Source organism: Nocardioides sp. NPDC127514 (assembly GCF_040302125.1).
In the GTDB taxonomy this organism is placed as follows: domain Bacteria; phylum Actinomycetota; class Actinomycetes; order Propionibacteriales; family Nocardioidaceae; genus Nocardioides.
The window spans coordinates 65,625-88,500 of record NZ_JBEORF010000013.1 but is presented as its reverse complement, the minus strand read 5'-3'; the positions used below and the strand labels follow the sequence as shown (position 1 = coordinate 88,500).

The 22,876-nt window shown below is 69.9% G+C and carries 22 protein-coding genes and 1 pseudogene; 15 read left to right on the top strand and 8 right to left on the bottom strand.

The window, feature by feature from the left end; all coding sequences use genetic code 11:
* Positions 1-15 precede the first annotated feature (15 nt).
* Positions 16-708 (bottom strand): peptidoglycan-binding domain-containing protein, encoded by a 693-nt coding sequence (locus ABTX24_RS12285; protein WP_350839908.1) that lies wholly within the window; start codon positions 706-708, stop codon positions 16-18.
* 100 nt (positions 709-808) lie between these two features.
* Positions 809-3,004: a calcium-binding protein gene (locus tag ABTX24_RS12280; protein ID WP_350839906.1), complete on the bottom strand. Its 2,196-nt coding sequence runs from the start codon at positions 3,002-3,004 to the stop codon at positions 809-811.
* A gap of 157 nt (positions 3,005-3,161) precedes the next feature.
* Here ABTX24_RS12280 and ABTX24_RS12275 point away from each other — a divergent pair, with 157 nt between their 5' ends.
* Positions 3,162-4,733, top strand: a complete 1,572-nt coding sequence (locus ABTX24_RS12275) for a bifunctional phosphatase PAP2/diacylglycerol kinase family protein (RefSeq protein WP_350839904.1) — start codon at positions 3,162-3,164, stop codon at positions 4,731-4,733.
* Between the two features lie 409 nt (positions 4,734-5,142).
* Here ABTX24_RS12275 and ABTX24_RS12270 read toward each other — a convergent pair whose 3' ends face one another.
* On the bottom strand, positions 5,143-5,553 hold the full coding sequence (locus ABTX24_RS12270; protein ID WP_350839902.1) for a DUF4446 family protein: 411 nt from the start codon (positions 5,551-5,553) through the stop codon (positions 5,143-5,145).
* Between the two features lie 24 nt (positions 5,554-5,577).
* Here ABTX24_RS12270 and ABTX24_RS12265 point away from each other — a divergent pair, with 24 nt between their 5' ends.
* From ABTX24_RS12265 to ABTX24_RS12230, 8 genes are all read left to right on the top strand, one after another.
* Entirely contained in the window at positions 5,578-6,417 is an 840-nt protein-coding gene (locus ABTX24_RS12265) for a prephenate dehydratase (protein WP_160025936.1), read from the top strand.
* Between the two features lie 3 nt (positions 6,418-6,420).
* Entirely contained in the window at positions 6,421-7,095 is a 675-nt protein-coding gene (gene larB / locus ABTX24_RS12260) for a nickel pincer cofactor biosynthesis protein LarB (RefSeq protein ID WP_350839900.1), read from the top strand.
* On the top strand, positions 7,092-8,390 hold the full coding sequence (larC, locus tag ABTX24_RS12255; protein WP_350839898.1) for a nickel pincer cofactor biosynthesis protein LarC: 1,299 nt from the start codon (positions 7,092-7,094) through the stop codon (positions 8,388-8,390). The genes larB and larC overlap by 4 nt, the downstream gene beginning before the upstream one ends.
* A gap of 21 nt (positions 8,391-8,411) precedes the next feature.
* Positions 8,412-9,014, top strand: coding sequence for a TMEM165/GDT1 family protein (locus tag ABTX24_RS12250; RefSeq protein WP_350839896.1), 603 nt, complete (start codon positions 8,412-8,414; stop codon positions 9,012-9,014).
* Positions 9,015-9,039: 25 nt separating this feature from the next.
* A complete protein-coding gene (locus tag ABTX24_RS12245) occupies positions 9,040-10,239 on the top strand; it encodes an arginine deiminase (protein WP_350839894.1) in 1,200 nt (399 codons plus the stop codon).
* A gap of 104 nt (positions 10,240-10,343) precedes the next feature.
* Positions 10,344-10,715, top strand: a complete 372-nt coding sequence (locus ABTX24_RS12240) for a cyclic nucleotide-binding domain-containing protein (RefSeq protein WP_350839892.1) — start codon at positions 10,344-10,346, stop codon at positions 10,713-10,715.
* A gap of 80 nt (positions 10,716-10,795) precedes the next feature.
* The gene (locus ABTX24_RS12235; RefSeq protein WP_350839890.1) at positions 10,796-11,734 is read left to right on the top strand and encodes an adenylate/guanylate cyclase domain-containing protein; all 939 of its coding nucleotides are present in this window, start codon (positions 10,796-10,798) and stop codon (positions 11,732-11,734) included.
* A 78-nt stretch (positions 11,735-11,812) separates the two neighbouring features.
* Positions 11,813-12,676 carry an AraC family transcriptional regulator gene (locus ABTX24_RS12230; protein WP_350839888.1) on the top strand — a complete coding sequence of 288 codons (864 nt, stop codon included), beginning with the start codon at positions 11,813-11,815 and terminating at the stop codon, positions 12,674-12,676.
* Positions 12,677-12,778: 102 nt separating this feature from the next.
* On the opposite strand, the gene ABTX24_RS12225 is transcribed toward ABTX24_RS12230, so the two are convergent.
* The 4 genes from ABTX24_RS12225 to ABTX24_RS12210 all read right to left on the bottom strand — a co-directional run bounded on the left by ABTX24_RS12225 (position 12,779) and on the right by ABTX24_RS12210 (position 16,110).
* The gene (locus ABTX24_RS12225) at positions 12,779-13,717 is read right to left on the bottom strand and encodes a DUF5926 family protein (RefSeq protein ID WP_160025944.1); all 939 of its coding nucleotides are present in this window, start codon (positions 13,715-13,717) and stop codon (positions 12,779-12,781) included.
* A 44-nt stretch (positions 13,718-13,761) separates the two neighbouring features.
* A complete protein-coding gene (locus ABTX24_RS12220; protein WP_350839886.1) occupies positions 13,762-14,532 on the bottom strand; it encodes a glycerophosphodiester phosphodiesterase family protein in 771 nt (256 codons plus the stop codon).
* 94 nt (positions 14,533-14,626) lie between these two features.
* Positions 14,627-15,343, bottom strand: coding sequence for an SDR family NAD(P)-dependent oxidoreductase (locus ABTX24_RS12215; RefSeq protein WP_160025946.1), 717 nt, complete (start codon positions 15,341-15,343; stop codon positions 14,627-14,629).
* The gene (locus tag ABTX24_RS12210; RefSeq protein ID WP_350839884.1) at positions 15,340-16,110 is read right to left on the bottom strand and encodes a hypothetical protein; all 771 of its coding nucleotides are present in this window, start codon (positions 16,108-16,110) and stop codon (positions 15,340-15,342) included. The genes ABTX24_RS12215 and ABTX24_RS12210 overlap by 4 nt, the downstream gene beginning before the upstream one ends.
* Before the next feature lie 193 nt (positions 16,111-16,303).
* On the opposite strand from ABTX24_RS12210, the gene ABTX24_RS12205 reads away from it, so the two are divergent.
* Positions 16,304-17,686, top strand: coding sequence for a lytic murein transglycosylase (locus ABTX24_RS12205; protein ID WP_350839882.1), 1,383 nt, complete (start codon positions 16,304-16,306; stop codon positions 17,684-17,686).
* Between the two features lie 9 nt (positions 17,687-17,695).
* Here the strand turns inward: ABTX24_RS12205 and curA are convergent, their stop codons facing one another.
* Entirely contained in the window at positions 17,696-18,712 is a 1,017-nt protein-coding gene (gene curA, locus ABTX24_RS12200) for an NADPH-dependent curcumin/dihydrocurcumin reductase (protein ID WP_160025949.1), read from the bottom strand.
* 65 nt (positions 18,713-18,777) lie between these two features.
* On the opposite strand from curA, the gene ABTX24_RS12195 reads away from it, so the two are divergent.
* The 5 genes and pseudogenes from ABTX24_RS12195 (at position 18,778) to ABTX24_RS12175 (ending at position 22,850) form a co-directional block, all read left to right on the top strand.
* The gene (locus ABTX24_RS12195; RefSeq protein ID WP_350839880.1) at positions 18,778-19,671 is read left to right on the top strand and encodes an amidohydrolase family protein; all 894 of its coding nucleotides are present in this window, start codon (positions 18,778-18,780) and stop codon (positions 19,669-19,671) included.
* Positions 19,668-20,216 (top strand): cysteine dioxygenase, encoded by a 549-nt coding sequence (locus tag ABTX24_RS12190; RefSeq protein ID WP_350839878.1) that lies wholly within the window; start codon positions 19,668-19,670, stop codon positions 20,214-20,216. The genes ABTX24_RS12195 and ABTX24_RS12190 overlap by 4 nt, the downstream gene beginning before the upstream one ends.
* A 203-nt stretch (positions 20,217-20,419) precedes the next feature.
* Positions 20,420-21,142: pseudogene (locus ABTX24_RS12185) on the top strand (ABC transporter ATP-binding protein); the annotation flags it as partial.
* A 335-nt stretch (positions 21,143-21,477) separates the two neighbouring features.
* Positions 21,478-22,134, top strand: a complete 657-nt coding sequence (locus tag ABTX24_RS12180) for an ABC transporter permease (protein ID WP_350839876.1) — start codon at positions 21,478-21,480, stop codon at positions 22,132-22,134.
* Positions 22,131-22,850 (top strand): ABC transporter permease, encoded by a 720-nt coding sequence (locus ABTX24_RS12175; RefSeq protein ID WP_350839874.1) that lies wholly within the window; start codon positions 22,131-22,133, stop codon positions 22,848-22,850. The genes ABTX24_RS12180 and ABTX24_RS12175 overlap by 4 nt, the downstream gene beginning before the upstream one ends.
* The last annotated feature ends 26 nt before the right edge of the window (positions 22,851-22,876 follow it).

Here is a 22,876-nt window from a genome sequence, read left to right as displayed (position 1 = left end):
TCAGTAATCGGCCGGTCACCAGTAGACCGGGCTGGTCTTGCCGCACGGGCGCAGCCACGAGCGGTAGACCGTCCTGTTGGCGAAGTCGTAGGCGTAGGAGTCGTTGGTGAAGAAGGTGCCGCCGGTGTAGGTGATGTAGGCGGCCGAGGTCGGGTAGGACGTTCGGAATCCGTTGGTGTTCGAGGCCGTCGAACGCGAGCCCTTGCTGGGAATCCATCCATTGATCACCGGGTCGGCCAGCGAGCCGCTGGTGGTGATGGTGGCCTGCCTCCAGCCGGTGCTGCGCTTGTTGGTGACCGTGTAGCGGATCGACTGGCCGCCGCGGACGATGACGCAGGCGTACCAGTTCGCGGTGGCGGTCGAGGAGACGATCGTGCCGGCGCCGGACATGCCCGCCTTGATCTTCGACCACGTACGCGACCCGACGATGCCGTCCGCCGACAGCCCCTTCGCACGCTGGTAGTCCTTCACCCGCGCGGTCGTCGCGGACCCGAACGAACCGTCCGGCCTGAGCCCACCGAGTGCCTTCTGGAGCAGCGTCACGCAGCTGCCGGTGTTGCCGGGACGTACGGTCTTCGGGCTGCTGATCGTGCAGCTGACCGCGGCCTCCGCAGGCGCCGTGCCCGCGTCCACGGCGACCAGTCCGCCCGTTGCCACGGCTATTGCCGCGAGCAGGCCGCCCATGCGCAACCGCACCGATGTCTTCATCGTATGGATCCCTCTCGATTCATGTGCTCGGAACTCGAAAGGGGCAGTGTCCCCAACCGGTGCTGCCGCCCGAACCCGTACCTCTCCCGTACCTCTGGGGCTACGGAATGCGTACGCGCCGCTCGACCGACGAGCTGCTGTCGCTGCCCGTGCCACCGTCACCGTAGTCGCGGCCGTAGCCGCCGTAGAGGCGGTCGTTGCCCGAGTGGCCGTAGAGCGAGTCGTTACCCGAGCCGCCCTCGATCCGGTCCGAACCGCCGAGGCCGACCAGCTTGTTGGCGCCCGAGTTGCCCCGAAGGACGTCGGCGTAGCTGGTGCCGGTCAGTCGCTCGAAGGTCAGCAGACGATCCGCTCCCGCGCCGGTCGACTGCACCGAGGTCGTGTTGAGCGCGACCTTCACGCCGTTGCGTACGTTCGAGTACTCGACGGTGTCGGTTCCCGAACCACCCTCCGCGCGGTCGTTGCCAAGTCCGGGCAGGATCGTGTCGTTGCCGCCGCCACCGAGAAGGGTGTTGGCGCCACCGTCACCGATGAGGCGGTCGGCGTACGGACCGCCCTTCAGGTTCTGCATCCCCGCGAGCGTGTCGGTGCCGCCACCACCGGTCGCCTTGGACATCGTCACCGTCACCGGGTTGTAGGCAGTGACGTACGACGCGGTGTCGATGCCCGTGCCGCCGTTAAGCGCGTCGTTGCCGTCGTTGCCGGCCAGAACGTCATCGCCGCTGTCGCCTCGGAGCGTGTCAGCGTTGTTGCCGCCCTCCAGAGTGTCGTTGCCGCTGCCGCCTTCGATCGTGTCGTTGTCGGCGTCGCCCTTCATGCGGTCGTTGCCGCCGTCACCGAGCAGACGGTCGCTCCCGGACTCGCCGACCACGGTGTCGGCGCCGTCTCCGGCACGCACCGTGTCGTTCCCAGGCCCGCCCTTCACCGTGTCGTTGCCAGCCCCTGCGTCGATGCTGTCGGCGGACCCCACGGTCGGGCTGTAGTAGTCCTCGTCGCCATAGATCGTGTCGGCTTCAGCCTTGCCGTGGATCGAGTCGAGGCCCGGACCACCGATCAGCTCGTCCTTGCCGGCGCCGCCTTCGATGAGGTCGTTCCCGGCGCCGCCCCTGAGGTAGTTGGACTCAGCAGCCCCGTAGATCTTGTCGTCCCCGGCGTCACCGTTGGCGGAGAGCGAGGTAGATCCTCCGTAGATCACGTCGTTGCCGTTGCCACCGTTGGCGTCGCCACCGATCGCCCCGACGCGGATCGTGTCGCTGCCGTCACCGCCGTACGCAGCCGAGCTCATGCTGCCGTCGAGAGTGATCGCATCGTCCCCGAGCCCGCCGAACACTCGTGCGGCACCTTCACCGTTGCTCAAGGTGTCGTTGCCATCGTCGCCGCTGATCAGATCCAACGCTCCGTAGGCGCCGCCGGTGATCGTGTCGTTCCCGCCATCGCCCCACAGCTCGTCGTAGTCGGTGTATGGGCCATTGTGATTACCGAGGAACGTGTCCTCGCCGTCGCCACCATGGACGACGTCCTCACCGGCACCGTCCTGGAGCGTGTCGTTCCCGGCTCCTGCGTCGATCCGGTCGTTGCCGGCCACGGCATCGATGGTGTCGTCACCATCGGTGCCGGTGATCACATCTGCATGGTTCGTTCCGGTCACGGCTTCGAAACCGTCAGCCTCGGCTGCCCAGCTGGTTGCGCCTGACGTCATGTCGTAGGTGATCCCCGACGCCGAGCTGAACAGGTAGAAGATGTCCTTCGCCGAGTCTTCCGATCCACCGTCGAGTACGTCGCCAGCAGCATCGGAGGACGTGACCTGGATCCGGTCCGCACCAGCGCCTCCGTGAACCGTGTCAGCGCCTGCACCCGGAACGATCGCGTCTGCGGCGGCGCCCCCATGGATGGTGTCGTTCCCGCCGTCGCCGTAGAGATGATCCGTTGTGTCGCCGCCATGGATCACGTCATCGCCATCACCCCCGCGGATCGCGTTCGGCCGGGAGTTGCTGAAGATCGTGTCGTTGCCCCCATCGCCATAGACGGTGCCGATGTACGAGGTGGGCCTGAAGCAGATGACGTCGTTACCACCCAGAGAGTGCAGCGTGACGTTCTGGTCGGGCGCGAGCAGGATCACGTCGTCGCCCTCAGTGGGCGCCTGACCCTCCATACTGAGGTCGACGGTGACGGGCTTGCCGCCACAGTCACCTTCTGCCGCGGCCGCGGAGCCGGCGAGGAGACCACCGACACCGAGGGCGACGGCGGGGAGGGACAGGAGCCCGAGGAGGGCGTACGAGGAGGCGCGAGAGCGCATGAGAGACCTCACAACGACGAGGGACCGAGGGGTGCCGGCGCCGACCCGAATCATGCGCGGAAAGCGCACGATAGCGCTTTCCTCCGGCCACTGCCTCGGCTTTTGTCCAGCCCGTTCATTCACTGTGTGGAAGACGTATCGCGCATACTGACTCACCGTGCTTGACCTTTCGCGCCGTGCCCTGCTGCTCTGGGCGGCCTCGCTGTTCGCTCTGTGCGCCCTGATCGGGATCGCGGGGGTCAACGGGTGGCCGCCGGTCTCGACGATCGACGAGCTCGGCCGGGACGCGACGGCGGTGACCGCGGAGCACGGCTGGATGCTCGACTTCTGGCACATCGTCGAGGTGGCCACCGAGTGGTACCTCGCCGTCGGCGTCGCGCTCCTGGTCGCCGCGGGGCTGTTCCGGACGTACCTGCGCGCCGCGGTCTACGTGTTCGGCGTCGTGGTGATCACGCTGGTCGTACGCCGCGCGGTGGTGCTGCTCGTCGACCGGGACCGGCCCGCGTGGCAGCTGGCGTCGTGGTTCCACGAGTCACCGGCGTACCCCTCCGGTCATGCGACCGGGATCGCGGTGCTCGCGGGTGTGATCGCGGTGGTCGTGACGATGTTCGTACGCCGCCGCGGCATCCGTCGCCTGGCCTACACCGGCCTCATCGTGCTGGTGGTGCTCGTCGCCGCCGACCGGGTCTTCCTCGGGCGCCACTACCCCTCCGACGTGCTCGGCGGGATCCTCTTCGCCGCAGGTGCCGTCTTCCTCGGCATGGCGCTCTACACGCCGCTGCCCGCCTCGCACGCGCTCGGACGTCGGCCGCTGGTCGACTCGGTGCGCGGCAACCGGAGGATCGCGGTCGTCCTCAACCCGATCAAGGTCGAGTCGGTCGAGCACTTCAAGACGATGGTCACCACGATGGCCAGGGAGTCCGGCTGGAAGACGCCGACCTGGCACCTGACCACGGTCGACGACCCGGGCAAGGGGATGGCGCTGGCGGCCCAGGCGGAGGGCGCCGACCTGGTCCTCGTCTGTGGTGGCGACGGCACCGTACGCGAGGTCTGCTCCGCCCTGGCCGGCACCGGCATCGCCGTCGGGATCGTCCCCGGCGGCACCGGCAACCTGCTGGCCCGCAACCTGTCGATCCCGCTCTACATCCGCGCCGCGATCGACGTCGCGCTCACCGGGCAGGACCAGGCGATCGACCTGGTCGAGGTCTCGGGCGACAACCTCGAGGACACCAACTTCCTGGTCATGGCCGGGATGGGCTTCGACGCCGCGATCATGAGCGGCGTCAACGAGGACATCAAGAAGCGGATCGGCTGGATGGCGTACGTCCTCTCCGCCTTCAAGAGCCTGATGTTCCCGGCGATGCGGCTGGAGATCTCCGTCGACGACGGCGAGTTCACCAGGCACCGCGCGCGCACGGTCGTGGTCGGCAACGTCGGCTACCTCCAGGCGAACATGCCGCTGCTGCCGGCTGCCGCGCTCGACGACGGGCTCATCGACGTGGTGCTGCTCTATCCGCAGCGATTCTGGTCCTGGCTCCCGCTCGCGGTCCGGGTGCTGAGCAAGCGGCCGCGTACCGACAATCTGGTCAACCGGATGACCGGCGCCAGCGTCGTGATCCGGACCAACCACGACCAGCCGCGCCAGCTCGACGGCGACACGATCTCCGAGGGTCGCGAGCTCCGCATGCAGTGTCTTCCCGGGCGCCTGCTCGTCCGCGTGCCACGCTGACGGCCAGTCCCGATTCGGTCCCGAATCTCACCGACACGCGGCGGGCCCGAAGTCCCGGTAATCAGGGCCTAAAGTCCCTCTTTCTGCATGTTTTCAGCGCGTTTGGCGTCGATTCTCATGGCAAAACCGAGCCGACTCGCCGACACAGATGTCTTGTTGACAAGTAAATGTTCATAAGGTGTCTGACACGACTCGGCGTGAGCCGAGTCGTCGTCTTCGACCGGGCTCAAGCCTGACTCCGGCCGGCGACGTGGCAAGACCCACACACTGGTCGGAAATCCCCCGCGACCAGTGGTCGACTCCCGGGCCGTCCCACCCGCAGCCCGGGTTTGAAACCGGCACGCTCGGAACGGTTCCCCCGCCACGCCCGAGCGTGCCGGCGTCGTTTTTGGGCCCGGATCAGCTCGGATCAGCTCCTGGGCTTGGCCTGCTGGACGGCCTCGGTCTCCTCGGGCGACATCAGCTGGGACGACTTCCAGGCGCTGATGCTCTTCGCGTACGACCTCGCCTCGGTGCGACCGTGGATCGAGGTGAGCACGACCCCGTCGCCGTTGTCGTCGAGCAGCGCCAGGCACCAGCTCAGGTGGCCGCCGGCGTCTCCGAAGGCGTCGAAGCGCACGACCGCGAGGTGGCGCAGGTTCATCGCCGACTCGGCGCGCAGGGCCGCGACCTCGGCGCGCAGACCGGCGACGTCGGTCGGCAGCGACTCGACGGCGGCAGGGTCGGGGCGACGTACGTCCTTCGTCTTCTGCCAGGACGCTCCGGCGAGGACCAGGGCGGCGATTGCTGTCAGCAGACTGAGAATTGCAAGAGCGAGCACATCGGGCGAATCTAGACTGTCGCTGTGTCCGAGCCACATCGCATCGCCTATCAGGGCGAACCAGGGTCCAACTCACACATGGTGTGCCAGCGGCACTACCCCGAGCTGGAGTCGGTGCCGTGCGCCTCGTTCGAGGACGTGTTCGCGACCGTCGAGGCGGGTGAGGCGTCGCTGGCGATGATCCCGATCGACAACTCCCTGGCCGGGCGGGTGGCCGACATCCACCACTTCCTTCCCGAGTCCAACCTGCACATCATCGCCGAGCACTACCTGCGGATCCGGTTCCACCTGCTCGGCCTTCCGGGCGCCCACCTGGACGACATCCGTACGGTCCACTCCCACGTCCACGCCCTGGGCCAGTGCCGCAACATCATCCGGGAGCACGGCTTCACGCCGGTCGTCTCCGGTGACACCGCCGGTGCCGCGCGTGAGGTGATCGAGGCCGGTGACCCGACGATGGCGGCGATCTCCCCGCCGCTGGCCGCCTCGATCTACGGACTGGACGTGCTCGCCACCGACATCGAGGACGCCGACCACAACACCACCCGCTTCGTGGTGCTCTCGCCCGACTTCATCCAGGCTCCCGCCGACGCGGGTCCGGTGGTGACCTCGTTCATCTTCAACGTACGCAACCTCCCGGCGGCCCTGTACAAGGCGCTCGGCGGCTTCGCGACCAACGGCGTCAACATGACCAAGCTGGAGTCCTACATGGTGGATGGCAAGTTCACCGCCACCCAGTTCCTCGCCGAGGTCGACGGCCACCCGGACCAGCCGGGGCTGAAGCGGGCCCTGGAGGAGCTGGCCTTCTTCACAACCGACGTGAAGCTGCTCGGGGTCTACCCCGCCGACCCGGCGCGGTTCTGAGCGATGCCGGACGAGCCGACCGCCGACCTCGGGTTCGCCCGCGTCGACCTCGACCGGGAGCGCCGCACCGGTGACCCCGAGGTCGTGTACGCCGACGGCAAGACTCCCGAACAGGTCGTCGCGATCCTTCGCCGACTGCACGAGGCTCATCCCTCGCGCGCCGTCCTGGCCACCCGGGTCTCCGCCGAGGCGGCCGCCCGGGTCGCGGCCGAGCTGCCGACGGCGGTCCACGACGCCGAGGCCCGTGCCGTCACGCTCGGGCCACTGCCGGCCCCGCAGGGCCGGGTGTGCGTCGTCGCGGCCGGGACCTCGGACGGGCCCGTCGCGGCCGAGGCCGCCCTCACCTGCCGGGTCCACGGCGCCGGTGTCGAGCGGATCACCGACGTCGGCGTCGCCGGGATCCACCGCCTGATGGCCGTACGCGACCGGCTCGACGACGCCGACTGCCTGATCGTCGTCGCGGGCATGGAAGGTGCCCTGCCCTCCGTGGTCGGCGGGCTGGTGGGGGTGCCGATGATCGGGGTGCCGACGTCCGTGGGCTACGGCGCCTCCTTCGGCGGGCTGGCCGCGCTGCTGGCGATGCTCAACTCGTGTGCTCCCGGCGTGACCGTGGTCAACATCGACAACGGCTACGGCGCCGGGGTCGCGGCGGCCCGGATCGCGCGGCGGGCTCGGTGAGCATCGTCTGGGTCGACGCGTCCTCCGGAGCCTCGGGGGACATGCTGCTCGGCGCGCTCGTCGGCGCCGGCGTGCCCCTCTCGGTGATCGCCTCCTCCGTGGATGCGGTCGCACCCGAGCCGGTGGATCTCGCTGCGTCGCAGGTGACCCGTGGCGCGCTGGCCGCGACCCGGTGTCATGTCTCGATCGCCGACTCGGTCCACCATCGGACCTGGACCGACGTCCGGGCGCTGCTGACCGGCGCCGCTCTGGACGACGCGGTGCGTGACCTGGCGCTGCTGGTCTTCGAGCGGCTGGCCGAGGCCGAGGGCGCCGTGCACGGGATCTCTCCCGAGTCGGTCCACTTCCACGAGGTCGGAGCGCTGGACGCGATCGCCGACGTGGTCGGGGTCTGCGCGGGCTTCGTGCACCTCGGGTCCGACGAGGTCGTCGTCTCCCCGATCGCGGTCGGATCGGGATCGATCCGGGCAGCCCACGGCACCCTCCCGGTGCCGCCGCCGGCCGTGGCGCGGCTGCTCACCGGCGTACCTTCTTACGCGGGGTCGTCCGGACACCCGGCGATGGAGATGTGCACGCCGACCGGCGCCGCGCTCCTCACCACCCTCGCGACGAGGTGGGGGGCTCAGCCGCCGATGACGACCACGGCGATCGGTGTCGGCGCGGGCGGCAGGGATCCGGAGGGCTGGTCGAACACACTCCGCATACTGGTCGGCGAGGCTGTCGGCGCGGGGGCAGAATCCCGCCATGGCGGGGAAGTGCGGGCGGATCCTGCGGCAGAGGCAGGCATTTCCCCACCAAGGCGGGAAAGTGCCCCGGCCCCGGAGACCGAGCTCGTCATCGAAGCGAACATCGACGATCTCGAGCCGCGGCTGATCCCCCGTGCCCTCGACGCGCTCCTCTCCGCCGGCGCCCACGACGCCTGGGTCATGCCGATCCTGATGAAGAAGGGCCGACCGGCCTACACCCTCCACGCTCTCACCCGTCCCGACGCCGCCGAGGCGGTCCGGCGGGTGTTCTTCCGGGAGACCTCGACGATCGGCGTACGCGAGCACGAGGTCGTCAAGCACGCCCTGCCCCGCGAGATGCTCACCGTGAGCGTCGACGGACACCCGATCGCGGTCAAGGCCGCCCGCCTCGACGACGAGGTCGTCAACCTGCAGCCGGAGTGGGACGACGTCGCCCGCGTCGCCGCAGCACTCGATCGCCCGGCGATCGACGTACTCGCCGAGGCCAAGGCCGCCGCCCTCGCCCGACCGCTGGTCGAGCCGGGGTGCGACGATGAGGGCCGGACGTAAAGAACTGGAACGGAAACCCTGATGGACATCACCGTCGTCGCGCTGGCCTTCGCCGCGATCTTCGTCGTCGAGCTGCCGGACAAGACGTTCCTGGCGACCCTGGTGCTGTCGACGAAGTACCGGCCGATCTTCGTGTGGCTCGGCGTGGGCGCGGCGTTCGCGGTCCAGACGCTCATCGCGGTGGCGATCGGCGGGGTGGCGACGCTCCTCCCGACCGACCTGGTCCACGTCGTCGCGGCGCTGCTCTTCCTGGGCGGCGCGGTATTCCTCTTCATCGAGGGGCGCCGCCACCACGGCATCGCGTCCGAGGACGACGGCAGCGAGTTCGCCGAGAAGGCCAAGGACGTACGCGGGTTCCGCCAGGTCCTGGCCAGCTTCATGGTCCTCTTCGCGGCCGAGTGGGGAGACCTCTCCCAGCTGCTGAGCGTCTCGCTGGTGGCCCGTTACCACGACCCGGTCTCGGTCTTCATCGGCTCCTGGGCCGCGTTGCTGGCAGTCTCGGGGCTCGCGGTGCTGCTGGGACGTACGCTGCTCCGGTTCATCAAGCTGCACGTCCTGCACTACGTCGGAGCCGCCGTCTGCCTCGTCCTGGGCATCCTGACGTTGGTCGAGGTGTTCGCCTGACGAGACGTCGCCTAGGCTGCCCGGCATGGTTGAACTTGGCGCCGACAGCGAGGTCGGACGACTGCGTACGGTAATGCTCCACCGGCCCGGCCGGGAGCTGACCCGGCTGACGCCGCGCAACAACGACAAGCTGCTCTTCGACGGCATTCCGTGGGTGAAGCGGGCACAGGACGAGCACGACGCCTTCGCGGCCGCGCTGCGGGATCGCGACGTCGAGGTGCTCTACCTGACCGACCTGCTCACCCAGACCCTCGAGGTGCCAGAGGCGCGGAAGCTCGCGCTCGAGAACGTGCTCGGCTCGCTGACCCTCGGCGACACCCTGCGCGACTACCTGAGCGGTGCCCTCGCCGACGCCGGACCGGCCGAGCTGACCGACCATCTGACCGCCGGCATCCGCAACGACGAGGTACGCGGCGGCCACGGTCTGGTCACCAGCCTGCTCGCCCACGACGACTTCCTGATCGACCCGCTCCCCAACCTGCTCTTCACCCGCGACTCGTCCGTGTGGATCCGCGACCGGGCCACGGTCACCTCGCTGGCGATGCCTGCTCGCAAGCGCGAGACCGCGCTCACCGAGCTGATCTACCAGTTCCACCCGCGCTTCCAGGCCAGCCCGCGGCTGCACGGCGCCCACCTGGAGCACGTCGAGGGTGGGGACGTACTCCTCCTGGCTCCTGGTGTCGTCGCGGTCGGGGTCGGCGAGCGCACCACCCCCGCGGGCGCCGAGCGGCTCGCCCGCCAGGTCTTCGCCGAGGAGCTCGCCCACACCGTGCTCGCGGTGCCGATCGCGCAGGAGCGCGCGACGATGCACCTGGACACCATCGCCACGCTGGTGAACACCGACAAGATGGTGATCTACCCGAACGCGGTCGACTCGCTGGTGGCGTACGCCGTGACCCCCGCGGGCGACGGCCAGCTGAACATCGCGGCCCCGCGCCCGTTCCTCGAGGTCGCGGCCGAGGCGATGGGGATCGACAAGCTCCACCACGTCGACACCGGGCTCGACCCGGTCGCCGCCGAGCGCGAGCAGTGGGACGACGGCAACAACACCCTGGCACTGGCGCCGGGCGTGGTCGTGGCGTACGAGCGCAACACGCAGACCAACGGGGCCCTGGAGGCCGCCGGCATCGAGGTCATCGCGATCGCGGGTTCCGAGCTGGGCTCCGGCCGCGGCGGCCCGCGATGCATGAGCTGCCCGATCGCCCGCGACCCGCTGCCCGCATAGCCAACTTCACTCGCGGGTAACCCCTGTAGACGAACATCGTTGATCTCTGTAACTGCCGTCACATAGCGGCAGCCACCCCACAGCCGACCCCGAAGGAAACCCTCGTGACCGAGTCGTTCTTCTCCATGTTCACGCCCAAGGAGATCGCGCACATCAGCGCCACCGGCACCCGCGTGCACCTGCCGGAGGGCTGGTCGCCGATCTGGGAGGACACCCCGCCGGACAAGGCCTACATCATCCTCAACGGCACCGTCTCGGTCCGCCGGGACAAGGAGGAGATCGCCCAGTGCGGTCCCGGTGACATCATCGGCGAGGCGGCGATCATGAGGGGCTCGCTGCGCACGGCCTCCATCGTCGCCCTCACCCCGCTCGACCTGATCCACCTCAGCGCCGACAAGCTGCAGCAGCTGTCCGTCGAGATGCCGACGTTCGCGAGGGCGCTGGAGAAGGTCGCCAAGGACAGGTTCGGCTCCTGACGCTCGACGAACATGCTGACGAGGGCCTCGGCCAGGGACGTAGCCGTGAGGCCGACATCGAGCTGGCCGAGGCGCTCGCCGTGGTCGAGTCCTTCGTCCTCGGCCAGACGCCCACGCTGACCCGCGCCGAGGTGGCGGATGCCGCCGGCGTACCCATGTCGGTCACCGAGGACCTCTGGCACCACCTCGGCTTCCCGCATGCGGGCGAGGACGAGATCGCCTTCACCGACGCCGATGTCGAGGCATTGCGGATGACGCAGGAGCTCGTACGCCTCGGGGTGCTCAGCGAGGATCGGCAGGCGGCGCTGGTGCGGACCTGGGGACGGTCCTACGCACGCCTGGCCGAGTGGCAGACGTCGCTGCTGGCCGAGGTCGCGCGGGAGCGGGGCGGCGACGAGGTCGAGGACCTGGTCGCCCTGACCGGACAGGTGCTGCCGCTCGTCGAGTCGCTGCAGGACTACGTCTGGCGCCGCCACCTGGTCAGCGCGGCCCGCCGGATGCTCACCGTCGCGGACGCCTCCGCCGTGCCGCTGGCGGTCGGCTTCGTCGACATCGTCGGCTACACCTCCCGTTCCAAGCGGCTCAGCGACAAGGAGCTGGTCGACTGGGTCGAGGAGTTCGAGGACACCTGCTCCGACGTCGTCGTCGAGCACGGCGGACGGGTGATCAAGTATCTCGGCGACGGGGTGTTCTTCACCTTCGAGGACGTCGCTGCGGCCGCCCGGACCGCCCTTGAGCTGGCCGCCCTCGGAGAGGATCGCGACAGCGCGTTTCCGCACGTCAGAGCCGGGATATCCTACGGCGACGTGGTGCTCCGGCTCGGCGACGTCTTCGGTCCGACGGTCAACATCGCCGCCCGCCTCACGACCGTCGCCCGGCCCTCGTCGGTGGTCATCGACGAGAACGCCGCCGCCGCGCTCGAGGACGTCGACGGCTTCCAGGTCGAGAAGATGCGGCGTACGAGCGTGAAGGGCTACTCCCGCCTACAGGCGTTCCGGCTGCGTTCGCGGTCCGACTGAACCTGATCGAACCGGGCCAGGATAGTCGGGCGCCGGAGGTTGCTCCCGGGCGAGGCTTGATGGCGAAAGGAGGACCACATGATCGGAACGCTCAACACCCTGGTCGACTTGGTCGAGGCAGATCTCACCGGCGAGGTGGACGTGGCTCGGGTCGCTCGCGACCACGGCACCACCGAGTACCACCTGCGCCGGATGTTCTCGGCGCTGGCCGGGATGCCCCTGTCCGACTACGTACGCCGCCGCCGGATGACTCTGGCAGCGGCCGACCTGGTGGCCGGTGCCCCTGACCTCCTGGAGGTCGCGGTCCGCTACGGCTACGGCTCGACCGAGGCGTTCGGGCGCGCATTCCGTGCCGTGCACGGAACGGCTCCGGCCGACGTACGCCGATCCGGTGGTCCGCTACGCACACAACCCACGCTCAGGTTCCGTCTGAGCGTCGAAGGGAGCACCCCGATGGACGTCACCATCAACGACATGCCCGAGCTCCGGCTCGTCGGCCACGCCACCAAGGTCCCGCTGATCTACGAAGGCGTGAACCCGCACATCCAGGCACACATCGCCTCGCTCGCACCCGAGGAGCATGTCCGCCTCAAGGAGCTCAACGACACCGACCCGCGCGGCATCCTCGCCGTCACCGAGTCCGCGTCGCCTGATGCACCGGAGGGATCGATGATCACCTACCTGCACGGGGTCGCGGTCACGCCGTCGGCAGAGGTTCCGGACGGGCTCGACAGCATCACCGTGCCAGCCGGCTCCTGGGCGGTCTTCGCCTCCAGCGGCCCGCACCCGGAGACGCTGCAGCGGCTCTGGGCGGCGACCGCCACCGACTGGTTCCCGTCGAACCCGTGGCGGCTCCGCCCCGGCCCGTCGATCCTGCGCTACCTCGAGCTCACCGAGACGTACGCCTCGTGCGAGCTCTGGTTGCCGGTGGAGCAGGCGTGAGCGGCGAATGCTCACCGAGGCAACTCGGTGAACCGTCGCTTCCCTCGCGGAACTCCACGAAGTAGGTGAGTGCTGACCGAGGTAACTCGGTCAGCATCCACCTCAGCGGATGGTGACCTGTCGGTTGGCGAGCCCGGCGCGAGCGGAGCGCACCTCGGGGGTGATCTCGGAGTCGTCGGCGAGAGCCTCGTCGAGCAGCTTCTTGAACGCCACCGCCGGCTCCTCGAGCGCCTCGGCACCGGTGCCGACCGGCAGGTCCCAGACGGGCGCGAGCAGACCGTGGGCACGGAACATGCCGACGAAACGAGCGTCGGGGATGATCACGTCCTCGCCGGTCACGTGCAGGCGCGCGAGCGCGGTCAGCAGGGCGTCCTCGGGCTCGGGCATCACCCAGCGCAGGTGCTCCTTGGAGCCGACCGAGGTCCAGTACGCAGCCTCGACCGACGCCAGTCGCAGCGTCGGCAGCACCGACTCGTTGGCGTGCTCGAGCGCGTGCTCGAAGTCGCCCTTGTCCTCGACGTCGGCGAGCCACCAGTCGAAGCCCTCGTGGACGGTCACGTCGAGCGAGGAGTTGGTGATCAGGTCCTGCAGCCGCGGCCCGTCGCCGGGTGCGGTGGTCAGGCCGAAGATGCCGGACTCACCCGACGCCCGCGCCTCGAGCGCCTGGAGCAGCGCCGCAGCCACATCGCGCGACACGTCGCCGTAGTTGTGCTGCACCTGCAGCCCGGCCCAGACCTCACCCGAGTCGCGCGACATCGCCGGAGCGGCGCCGGGCAGCAGGGTGCCCAGCGTGACCGGCGTCGACTCGAAGCCCTTCACCGTCAGCGACACCGTTGCCGAGGGCACCAGCTCACGCAGCGCGACCAGGTCGCACTCGCCGGGCAGGCCCTCGAACGGGCGCCCCACGAACGCGCCGCCGGCGGCACCGTGGCACGCCTTGTAGCGCTTGCCGGACCCGCACGGGCACGCCGCGCGCGGGTTGGGACCGTCCGTCGGGGCCGCAGCCGCCTGACGGTTCTTGACTCGGGACTTCTTGGCCACGGCCAAACCCTAACCTGCCGGGCCCGCGCGCCAGGTAACACGCCTCAGCGGCCGAGCAGCTCCAGCATGAACCCCGGCCGGTCGGTGATGACCGCATTGACCCCGAGGTCGAGGCAGAGCTTGAGCTGCTCCTCGGTGTTGACGGTGTAGACGTGGAGGTTGCGGCCCTTCGACGCCAGCCGACGCCCGAGCTTGGGGTGGGCGGTGAGCATCTCGACGCTGGCTCCGAGCCACCAGTCCGGGCCGATCGCGTGCCGCAGGAGCGACCAGTTGGCGGCGCGGTCGACGAGCTGGACCAGAGGTACGCCCGGAGCCAGCCGCTCCACCCGCTGCAGCGCCGTGAACGAGAAGCTCATCACCCGCACCGGGCTGCCCGGACCCGCCCAGCCGAAGTCGTTGAGCACGTCGACCAGACGCCCCTCGGTCAGCCCGCCGTAGCGCGTCGGGTGCTTGGTCTCGATCGCCATCTCGACGTGCCGGCCGTAGTCCCGCACGACCCGCAGCAGCCGGTGCAGCGTGAGCACGCCCCGCATGTCCCGGTCGGGCTGCTCGTCCTCCCCCTCCCAGAACCCGTTCTTCCAGGCCGCGAAGTCGATCGCCTGCAGCTCGGCGAGGGTCATCTCCGAGACCAGCCCCCGCGCGCCGATGCGGCGCAGGTGACGGTCGTGGACGCAGACGAGATGCCCGTCCATGGTCAGACGTACGTCGCACTCCAAGGCGTCCGCGCCCGCATCCAGGGCTGCGACGTACGCAGCGAGGGTGTGCTCCGCGATCTCATGACTGGCGCCGCGATGCGCGACGACCTGGGGCCTCATGAGGAGATTGTTGTCCATCGGACAACCGCGTGGGGGCACGACACGACGTCGAACGCGTTACCTCGCTGTGTACGCCGCGGTCCTGGTCCGGGCATCACCGCCCGCCGGTCACCCGCAGCGTCGTCGCGGTGACGTACCCGGCCTTCTCGCTCATCAGCCAGGCGACGGCCTCGGCGACCTCATCGGGTGAGCCCGCTCGGCCGATCGGGATCTGGGGTGCCATCCGCGCGATCCGGCCGGGGTCGCCGGTGTTGGCGTGCATGTCGGTCTCGGTGAGCCCGGGGGCGACCGCGACGACCCGGATGCCGAGCGGGGCGACCTCGAGCCCGAGGCCCTTGGTGAGCGCGTCGATGCCGGCCTTCGCGGCGGCGTAGTGGACGTACTCTCCCGGTGATCCCAGCGTGGCGGCACCCGAGGAGATGTTGACGATCACCCCACCCTCGGCGAGCGCGGACACGGCCGCGCGGGCGACCAGCGTGGGGCCGACCAGGTTGACCGCGTACGTCCTCCGGATCTCGTCGGCCGGAGTGTCGGCGAGCGGGGCGTAGCGGTAGGTCGCGCCGGCGTTGTTGACCACGCCGGTGACCGGGCCGGCAGCCTCGAAGAGGGCGGCGATCCCGCCGTCGGTGGTGATGTCCGCGGCCACGATCTCGCAGGAGACCCCGAGCGCCCGGATCTCGTCGCGCGTCGCGACGGCAGCAGCTTCGTCGGACAGGTACCCGAGCACGAGCGAGTGGCCGTCAGCGGCCAGCCGACGAGCGACAGCGGCACCGATCCCGCGGGTGCCTCCAGTGATGAGCGTACGTTTCACACCCGAAGGGTGTCACGCAGCTTCCACGCCACCATCGCCAGTGCCAGGACGCCGGCGAGCGCCCATCCGGCGGGGTAGTGCACCGCGGGTTCGTTCCAGCGCTCGTGGAAGTAGACCAGGTGCGAGGAGAGCAGCCCGGCGTCGACCGAGCGTCCCTCCTGGATGAGTACGCCGATGGCCACCAGCACCGTCAGCAGCGTCTGCATGGCCCAGCCCAGGATCCAGGCCGGCACCCAGGCGACGACATCGACGGCGCGGCGTACAGACGTCACGAGCACGGTCACCAGGGCAGCCGCCAGCAGCGCATCGATGACCGACGACGGCAGCTCGCCCGGGAGCATCCCGTCGAGCCAGAGGGGTACGCAGACGGCCGGCGCGGCCAGCATCGGCGCCCGCAGCACGCACGGCCCGAGGCTCGCGGCGATCCCGGCGGCGAGACCGGCGACCGTCGTGATCGCGGCGATGGCGATCAGATGGGTCAACATCGACGGGTTGGTCGCCGCCGGCCCGGCGGCGAACATCAGCCCGACGAAGGCCGCGGCGACGACACCGGTGCCGGCGAGCACGGCGCTGAGCATCCGGCGGTCCGGGCGCAGCCCCGCCGCGAGCCCGCCTAGCGCGGCGGCGAGCAGCGTGAACGAGACCAGCTCGGCGACCATCGGGGCGAGCAGGAGCGGCTGCGGCTGGACGAGCTGGGGAAGGAAACCGACGCCCCAACCCGCGGCCGCGACCAGCGGAACCATCCACAGACGAGTCCGTTCAGTCATGTCGTCCACGGTGACAGGCGGAAGGTGAGCCCAGGCGGCGTACCGGGGAACACCAGCCCAACGTCAGGTGGCCCGACCGTTGCCGTTCATCACCAAGGTGGGGGGATTTCTAATTGCCAGGCGCAGAAATGGAATACCTGGGTAGGCTCATGGGACGGACACGTACCCCACGCGTGGAAGAGGTGAGACCGGCATGACCAAAGAACCCCGAAAATTCTGGGCCAGAAGCATCAGTACAGCGGCGCTGACCAGCATCGGGCCTCGGGCCGTTGCCGCCGTCGCGCTGACCGCTGCCTTCGCGGTTCTGGCCCCGAACGAGGCACGCCTCGACACCGGTCATCAGCAGCCTGAGCTTCCCGATCCGGGCGCCCTTCAGGACCCTCTCGGCATCTCCAACGGCCTGGGTGGCGTGAAGAACCTGACCCCGACCGACGCAGTGAGGTTGGCCTCCAACGCCGAGGAGCTGTCCATCCCGGCGGTCGCCCTGGCTGCGTACCAGCGCTCGGCCACCGTGCTCAACGACGCCGACGCCCCCTGCCGCATCGACTGGGCGCTGGTCGCCGCGATCGGCATGGTCGAGAGCAACCACGGCCGCTTCGGCGGCAGCGAGCTCAACTCCAACGGCCTCGCCCTCCCCGCGATCATCGGCCCGCAGCTCAACGGCGCCGGCAACTATGCGGCGATCCGCGACACCGACAACGGCCTCTACGACCACGACACGGTGTACGACCACGCTGTCGGCCCGATGCAGTTCATCCCCTCCACCTGGACGGTCGTGGGCACCGACGGTGACGGCGACAACCGCCGCGACCCCCAGGACGTCGACGATGCTGCCGTCGCCACCGCGGCCTACCTGTGCGCCGGAACCGAGGACGTCAGCACCGACTCCGGCGCCCAGTCCGCGGTCTACCGCTACAACCAGAGCGACACGTACGTCGAGGCGGTGCTGAAGATCGCCGACCAGTACCGCAACGGGGAGTTCCCCGGCTCACCGAGCGTGGACGGTGGGTCCACCTCCTCGATGAGGACCACCACGTCCCCCCTTCCGCGCACCTCGAACACGGTCACGCCGAAGTCGGAGGTCCAGGCCGCTCCCAACGGCGCCACCAAGACTCCGGTTCCCCCACCCCCGGCGGACTCCGGTGACAACGAGCCCGACCCGTCGACGGACCCGAGCACAGATCCCAGCGACGGCGAGACCAGCGAGCCGACGCCGACGCCGACCCCGACGCCCACGCCGACTCCGACGCCCACCCCGACGCCCACCCCGACTCCGACGCCGACGCCCACCGACGCAGCGACGGCGGCGACTCTCGCGGAGCCCTGCCGAGTGGCGACGATCGCGGTCTACGGCGAGACCCTCGAGGCGGACGACAAGGTCACCTTCGACGCCGTGATCGCCAACTGCATCGCCACGTTCGAGCCGGGGACGACCATGCCGGAGAGCCTCACGATCAGGGACCACCTGCGCACGCTCTACGGAACGGCAGAGTTCCCGAACCTCAAGGAACCGGCCGCGGAGGCGACTGCTCCCGACGAGACGGTCGTGGAGGCCCCGACCGCCTCGTCGTCGTAGCGAGCCGGGTCAGCTGACCTTGATCACCGTCTTGCCGAAGTTCTGACCTCGAAGCATCCGGTTGAATGCGGCAGGCGCGTTCTCGAGACCCTCGGTGATGTCCTCGCGGTAGCGGAGCCTGCCCTCGGCCAGCCAGCCGGTCGCCTCGGCGAGGAACTTCTGCTCGTGGTCGCGGACGAACTCGGTCTGGATGAAACCCCTGATCAGCAGGGACTTGTTGAGCACCTGACGCATCAGTCCCGGCGCTCGGTCGGGTCCCTCAGGAGCGGAGGTGTCGTTGTAGTGCGCGACGATCCCGCAGACCGGCACCCGGGCGAACTTGTTGAGCCGCGGCAGCACCGCGTTCCACACATGTCCGCCGACGTTCTCGAAGTAGACGTCGATCCCGTCGGGGACCGCCGCCTTGAGCTGCTCCTTGAAGTCGGGTGCGCGGTGGTCGAGCGCGGCATCGAAACCGAGCTCGGTCAGATGCGCGACCTTCTCCGGTCCGCCCGCGATGCCGACGGCCCGGCAGCCGAGGATCTTCGCGATCTGTCCGACCGTGGCGCCGACGGGACCGGTCGCGGCCGCCACCACGACGGTCTCGCCGGGCTTCGGCTGCCCGATCTGGGTCAACCCCGCGTACGCCGTGAACCCCGGCATCCCCAGCACGCCCAGCGCGGTGGAGACCGGTGCGACGGACGGGTCGAGGCGGCGGGTGTGCTGGGCCGGCGCGACGGAGAACGCCTGCCAGCCGCCGTACGCCAGCACCACGTCGCCCACCTGCCGCGACGGATCCCGCGACTCCACCACCTCGGCGACCGTGGCACCGGGCAGCACGTCCCCCAGGGCGGTCGGGGCGGCGTACGACGGTGCATCGCTCATCCGCCCGCGCATGTAGGGGTCGAGCGAGAGGAATTTCGTACGCAGCAGCACCTCGCCCTCGGCGGGCGCCGGCACCTCGGAGGCAACGATCGAGAAGTCTTCGGCGGTCGGCTCACCGACCGGGCGAGCGCGGAGCAGGATCTGGGTGTTCGTGTCGGTCATCCCGCCATGGTGCCTCACCGGCGGGTAGGCTTGCTTAATCACAACTAAACCTATTGACTTAGCGCATGAAGCGCCCGGTCGACGTCCACCAGCACCTGTGGCCGCCCGCACTGATCGAGGAGCTGCGCCGCCGGCGGCAGCCTCCGTACCTCGATGGCTGGGTGCTCCACCTCGACGGGGAGCCGCCCTACTCCGTCGACCCGGCAGATCATGACCTCACCCGCCGCGTAGCGCAGGAGCACGGCCTCGTCCTGCTGTCGCTCTCCAGCCCACTGGGGATCGAGTCGCTCACCCCGGGCGAGGCGCACGGACTGCTCGACGCCTGGCACGGCTTCGCCGACGACCTGCCCGCCGACTACGGACTGTGGGCCGCACCGGCGCTCGTCGAACCGGACCTCGACGGCCTCGCCAAGATCCTGGCGCACGACCGCGTCCACGGCCTCCAGGTCCCGGCGATGGCGCTGACGACCCCGTCCGCGCTCGAGACCCTGGCTCCCGTCCTGGCCACGGCCCAGCAGGCCGACCTGTCCGTCCTCGTGCACCCGGGACCCGCCGACCAGGGCCCAGCGAGCGAGCTGCCCGGATGGTGGCCCGCACTCACCTCGTACGTCGCCCAGCAGAGCGCCGCATGGCACTCCTGGCACGTCGCGGGGCGGTCGCTGCTGCCGACCCTGCGGATCGCGTTCGTGGCGCTGGCCGGACTCGCGCCGCTGCACCACGAGCGCCTCGCGCAGCGCGGCGGGGAGCTCGGCGCGATCGACCGGCACGTCTACTACGAGACCTCGTCCTACGGCACCCAGGCGATCGACGCGATGTCGCGCGTGGTCGGCGTGGACCCGCTGGTGAACGGCTCGGACCGGCCCTACGCCGAGCCGACCGATCCCGGCCTCGGCGAGGCCCTGAGCCGGGCGATCTTCGTCGCCAACCCGGACCACCTGCTCACCGGAGGAGACCGATGACCATCACCGAACCGACAGTGACCGAGCCGGCGGCCGACACGGTCCTGAGCGACGCGGAACTGCCCGAGCTGCCGGGACGTACGCTCGCTCCCGGCGAGCTGCGGGCCTGGGTCGACGAGCTCGCAGCACACCCCGAGCGGTGGGAGCACCTGGTGCGCCACGACACCGGCGGGCGCCACTACGTCTCGCTCTACCGGGACAAGGACATCGACGTCTGGCTGCTGTGCTGGAACACCGTCGACGACACCGGCTGGCACGACCACGACATCTCCTCGGGAGCGGTGGCGGTGACCCACGGAGCGGTCTTCGAGCAGCAGCCGAGGTTCGGCGGCGATCCCGTGCAACGGGAGGTCGGCGCGGGTCGCAGCTTCGGCTTCGGGCCTGACCACATCCACCGGATGAGCGGCGCGGTCGACGGCGCGGTCTCGATCCACGCCTACTCACCGCCACTGTGGCGGATGGGGCAGTACGCGATCAGCGACGACGGCGTGATGCGCCGCGTCTCGGTCTCCTACGCCGACGAGCTGCGCCCGCTGGAGGACTGAACGACCTGCGCCGCGCCGGGTCGGCATCTCGGGCATCGAGTCCCGGGATGTGGCAGATTTCAAGCATCGAGGAGCGAGGCTCGGACGGCGAACCCGACGTCCCTGTCCGTTTAACATCTTCGGTTCCTTCCCCAGATCTGGCAGGCTGAGGATCTTGTGCAACGGCGTCCGCAGGTGAAGAACAACAGACAGGAGCGGTGGCTGTGATCGAGTTCGAGGGCGTGACCAAGCGCTATCCGGACGGCACCGTTGCCGTGGACGACCTCTCTCTGACGGTCGACACCGGGAAGATCACCGTGTTCGTCGGACCGTCCGGATGCGGCAAGACGACCGCGTTGCGGATGATCAACCGGATGATCGAGCCGACCTCCGGCCGGATCCTGATCGACGGTGACGACGTCACCAGCCGCCCGGAGGCGCAGCTGCGGCGCGAGATCGGCTACGTGATCCAGGGCGCCGGGCTCTTCCCGCACCGCACGGTCCTCGACAACGTCGCGACCGTCCCGATCCTGCAGGGCATCTCCCGCCGGGAAGCCCGCACGAGCGCCCTGGACCTGCTCGAGCGCGTCGGGCTCGCCGCCAACCTCGGCGAGCGCTACCCGGCCCAGCTCTCGGGCGGCCAGCAGCAGCGTGTCGGGGTCGCCCGGGCGCTCGCGGCCGACCCGCCGGTGCTGCTGATGGACGAGCCGTTCTCGGCCGTCGACCCGGTCGTACGCGACGACCTCCAGCAGGAGCTGCTCCGGCTCCAGGGCGAGCTCGGCAAGACGATCGTCCTGGTCACCCACGACATCGACGAGGCGATCCGCCTCGGCGACAAGGTCGCCGTCTTCGCCCAGGGCGCCCGCCTGGCCCAGTTCGCCCCGCCCGCCGACCTTCTCGCTGCTCCGGCCGACGACTTCGTCGCCTCGCTCGTCGGTCGCGATCGCGGCTTCCGGGGCCTCGGCTTCGCCGACGGGAGCTCGGTCGCGCTCAAGCCCATCGACCACGGTGTCGACGGCCTCACCCTCGAGGTCGACCAGGACGGCCGACCGCTGGGCTGGCGCGGTTCCGACGGGCTCCTCCCGACCGAGGGCACCTTCAGCGAGGGCGCCAACCTGCGTACGGTCACCGACCTGGTCATCCTCTCGCCCGCAGGGGCGGCGATCCGGGTCGACGCCGAGGGTCGAGCCGACGGGCTGGTCCTGCTCGAGGACCTGGCCGGCAGCGTACGTTCGCAGCATCGCGAGCGCCTGGCGGCCCTGGCTTCCGCGGAGGAGGCCGGGTGAAGGACCTCTGGCGCTATCTCGAGACCAACGCGGACGACGTCCTCACCGCGCTCGTCCAGCACATCTGGCTCGCTCTGATCCCGGTGGCGATCGCCTTCGTCCTCGCCCTGCCGCTGGGCGCCCTGGTCCATCGCTACGTCCCGGCACGCCACATCGCGCTCACCGCCGGCAGCGTGATCTACACCGTCCCGTCGCTGGCGCTGCTCCTGCTGCTCCCGGGCATCCTCGGCACCAGCGTCCTCGACCCGGTCAACGTGGTCATCGCGCTCACCCTCTACTCGCTCGCCCTGCTCGTCCGCACGACGGCCGACGGTCTCGACGCGGTCGACACCACCGTCCTCCAGGCCGCGACCGCAATGGGCTATCGACCCGTACGCCGCTGGTTCACCGTCCAGCTGCCGCTGGCCATGCCGGTGATCCTGACCGGTCTGCGGGTGGCGACCGTGGCCAACGTGAGCATGGTCAGCATCGCGGCTCTGATCGGCATCGGCGGCCTCGGACAGCTCTTCACCCGCGGGTTCCAGCTCGGCTTCTACCTGCCGCCGATCATCATCGGTCTGGTCCTCTCGGTCGCCCTCGCGGTCATCGCCGACGTCCTCATCGTCGCCCTCCAGCGCGGGCTCACCCCGTGGGCGCGAGCGGGTGCGCGATGAGTCTCGACTACCTGCTCGACGCCGCCAACTGGTCGCTGACCAGCCCTGACGGCTTCCCCCAGCGCATCCTCGAGCACCTCGGCTACACCGTCCTCGCCCTGGCGATCGCGGCCGCGATCGCGTTCCCGATCGGTCTGCTGATCGGCCACACCGGCCGCGGCGCCCTGATCGCGATCAACCTCGGCAACGCCGGCCGCGCGCTGCCGACCCTCGGCGTACTCATGCTCGCGCTCGGCCTGGTCGGGATCGGTCTGGTCCCGGTCACGATCGCCCTGGTCGTGCTCGCCATCCCGCCCATCCTCGCCACGACGTACGCCGGCATCCAGTCCGTCGGCGACGAGACCGTCGACGCGGCGCGAGGCGTCGGCATGACCGAGACCCAGATCGCCTGGCGCGTCGAGGTCCCGATCGCCCTGCCGATCATCATCGGTGGCCTGCGCAACGCGTCGCTCCAGGTGGTCTCGACCGCGACCATCGCCGCGTACGCCGGTCTCGGCGGTCTCGGCCGCTATCTCTTCGACGGGCTGGCGACGCTCCAGTACGACCAGGTGGTCGCCGGAGCGATCGTGCTGGCCGTGCTCGCGGTCGCGATCGACCTGGCGCTCGCGGGCGTACAGCGACTCCTCGTCTCGCCCGGCGTCGACGGCCGCGAGGCCGGCAACCGCCCGACCACCCTCCGCCCCGCCGGCCAACCCGCTGGCACACCCGCCGGCTGACCAACCCAGCAACCCGAGAGGTATCT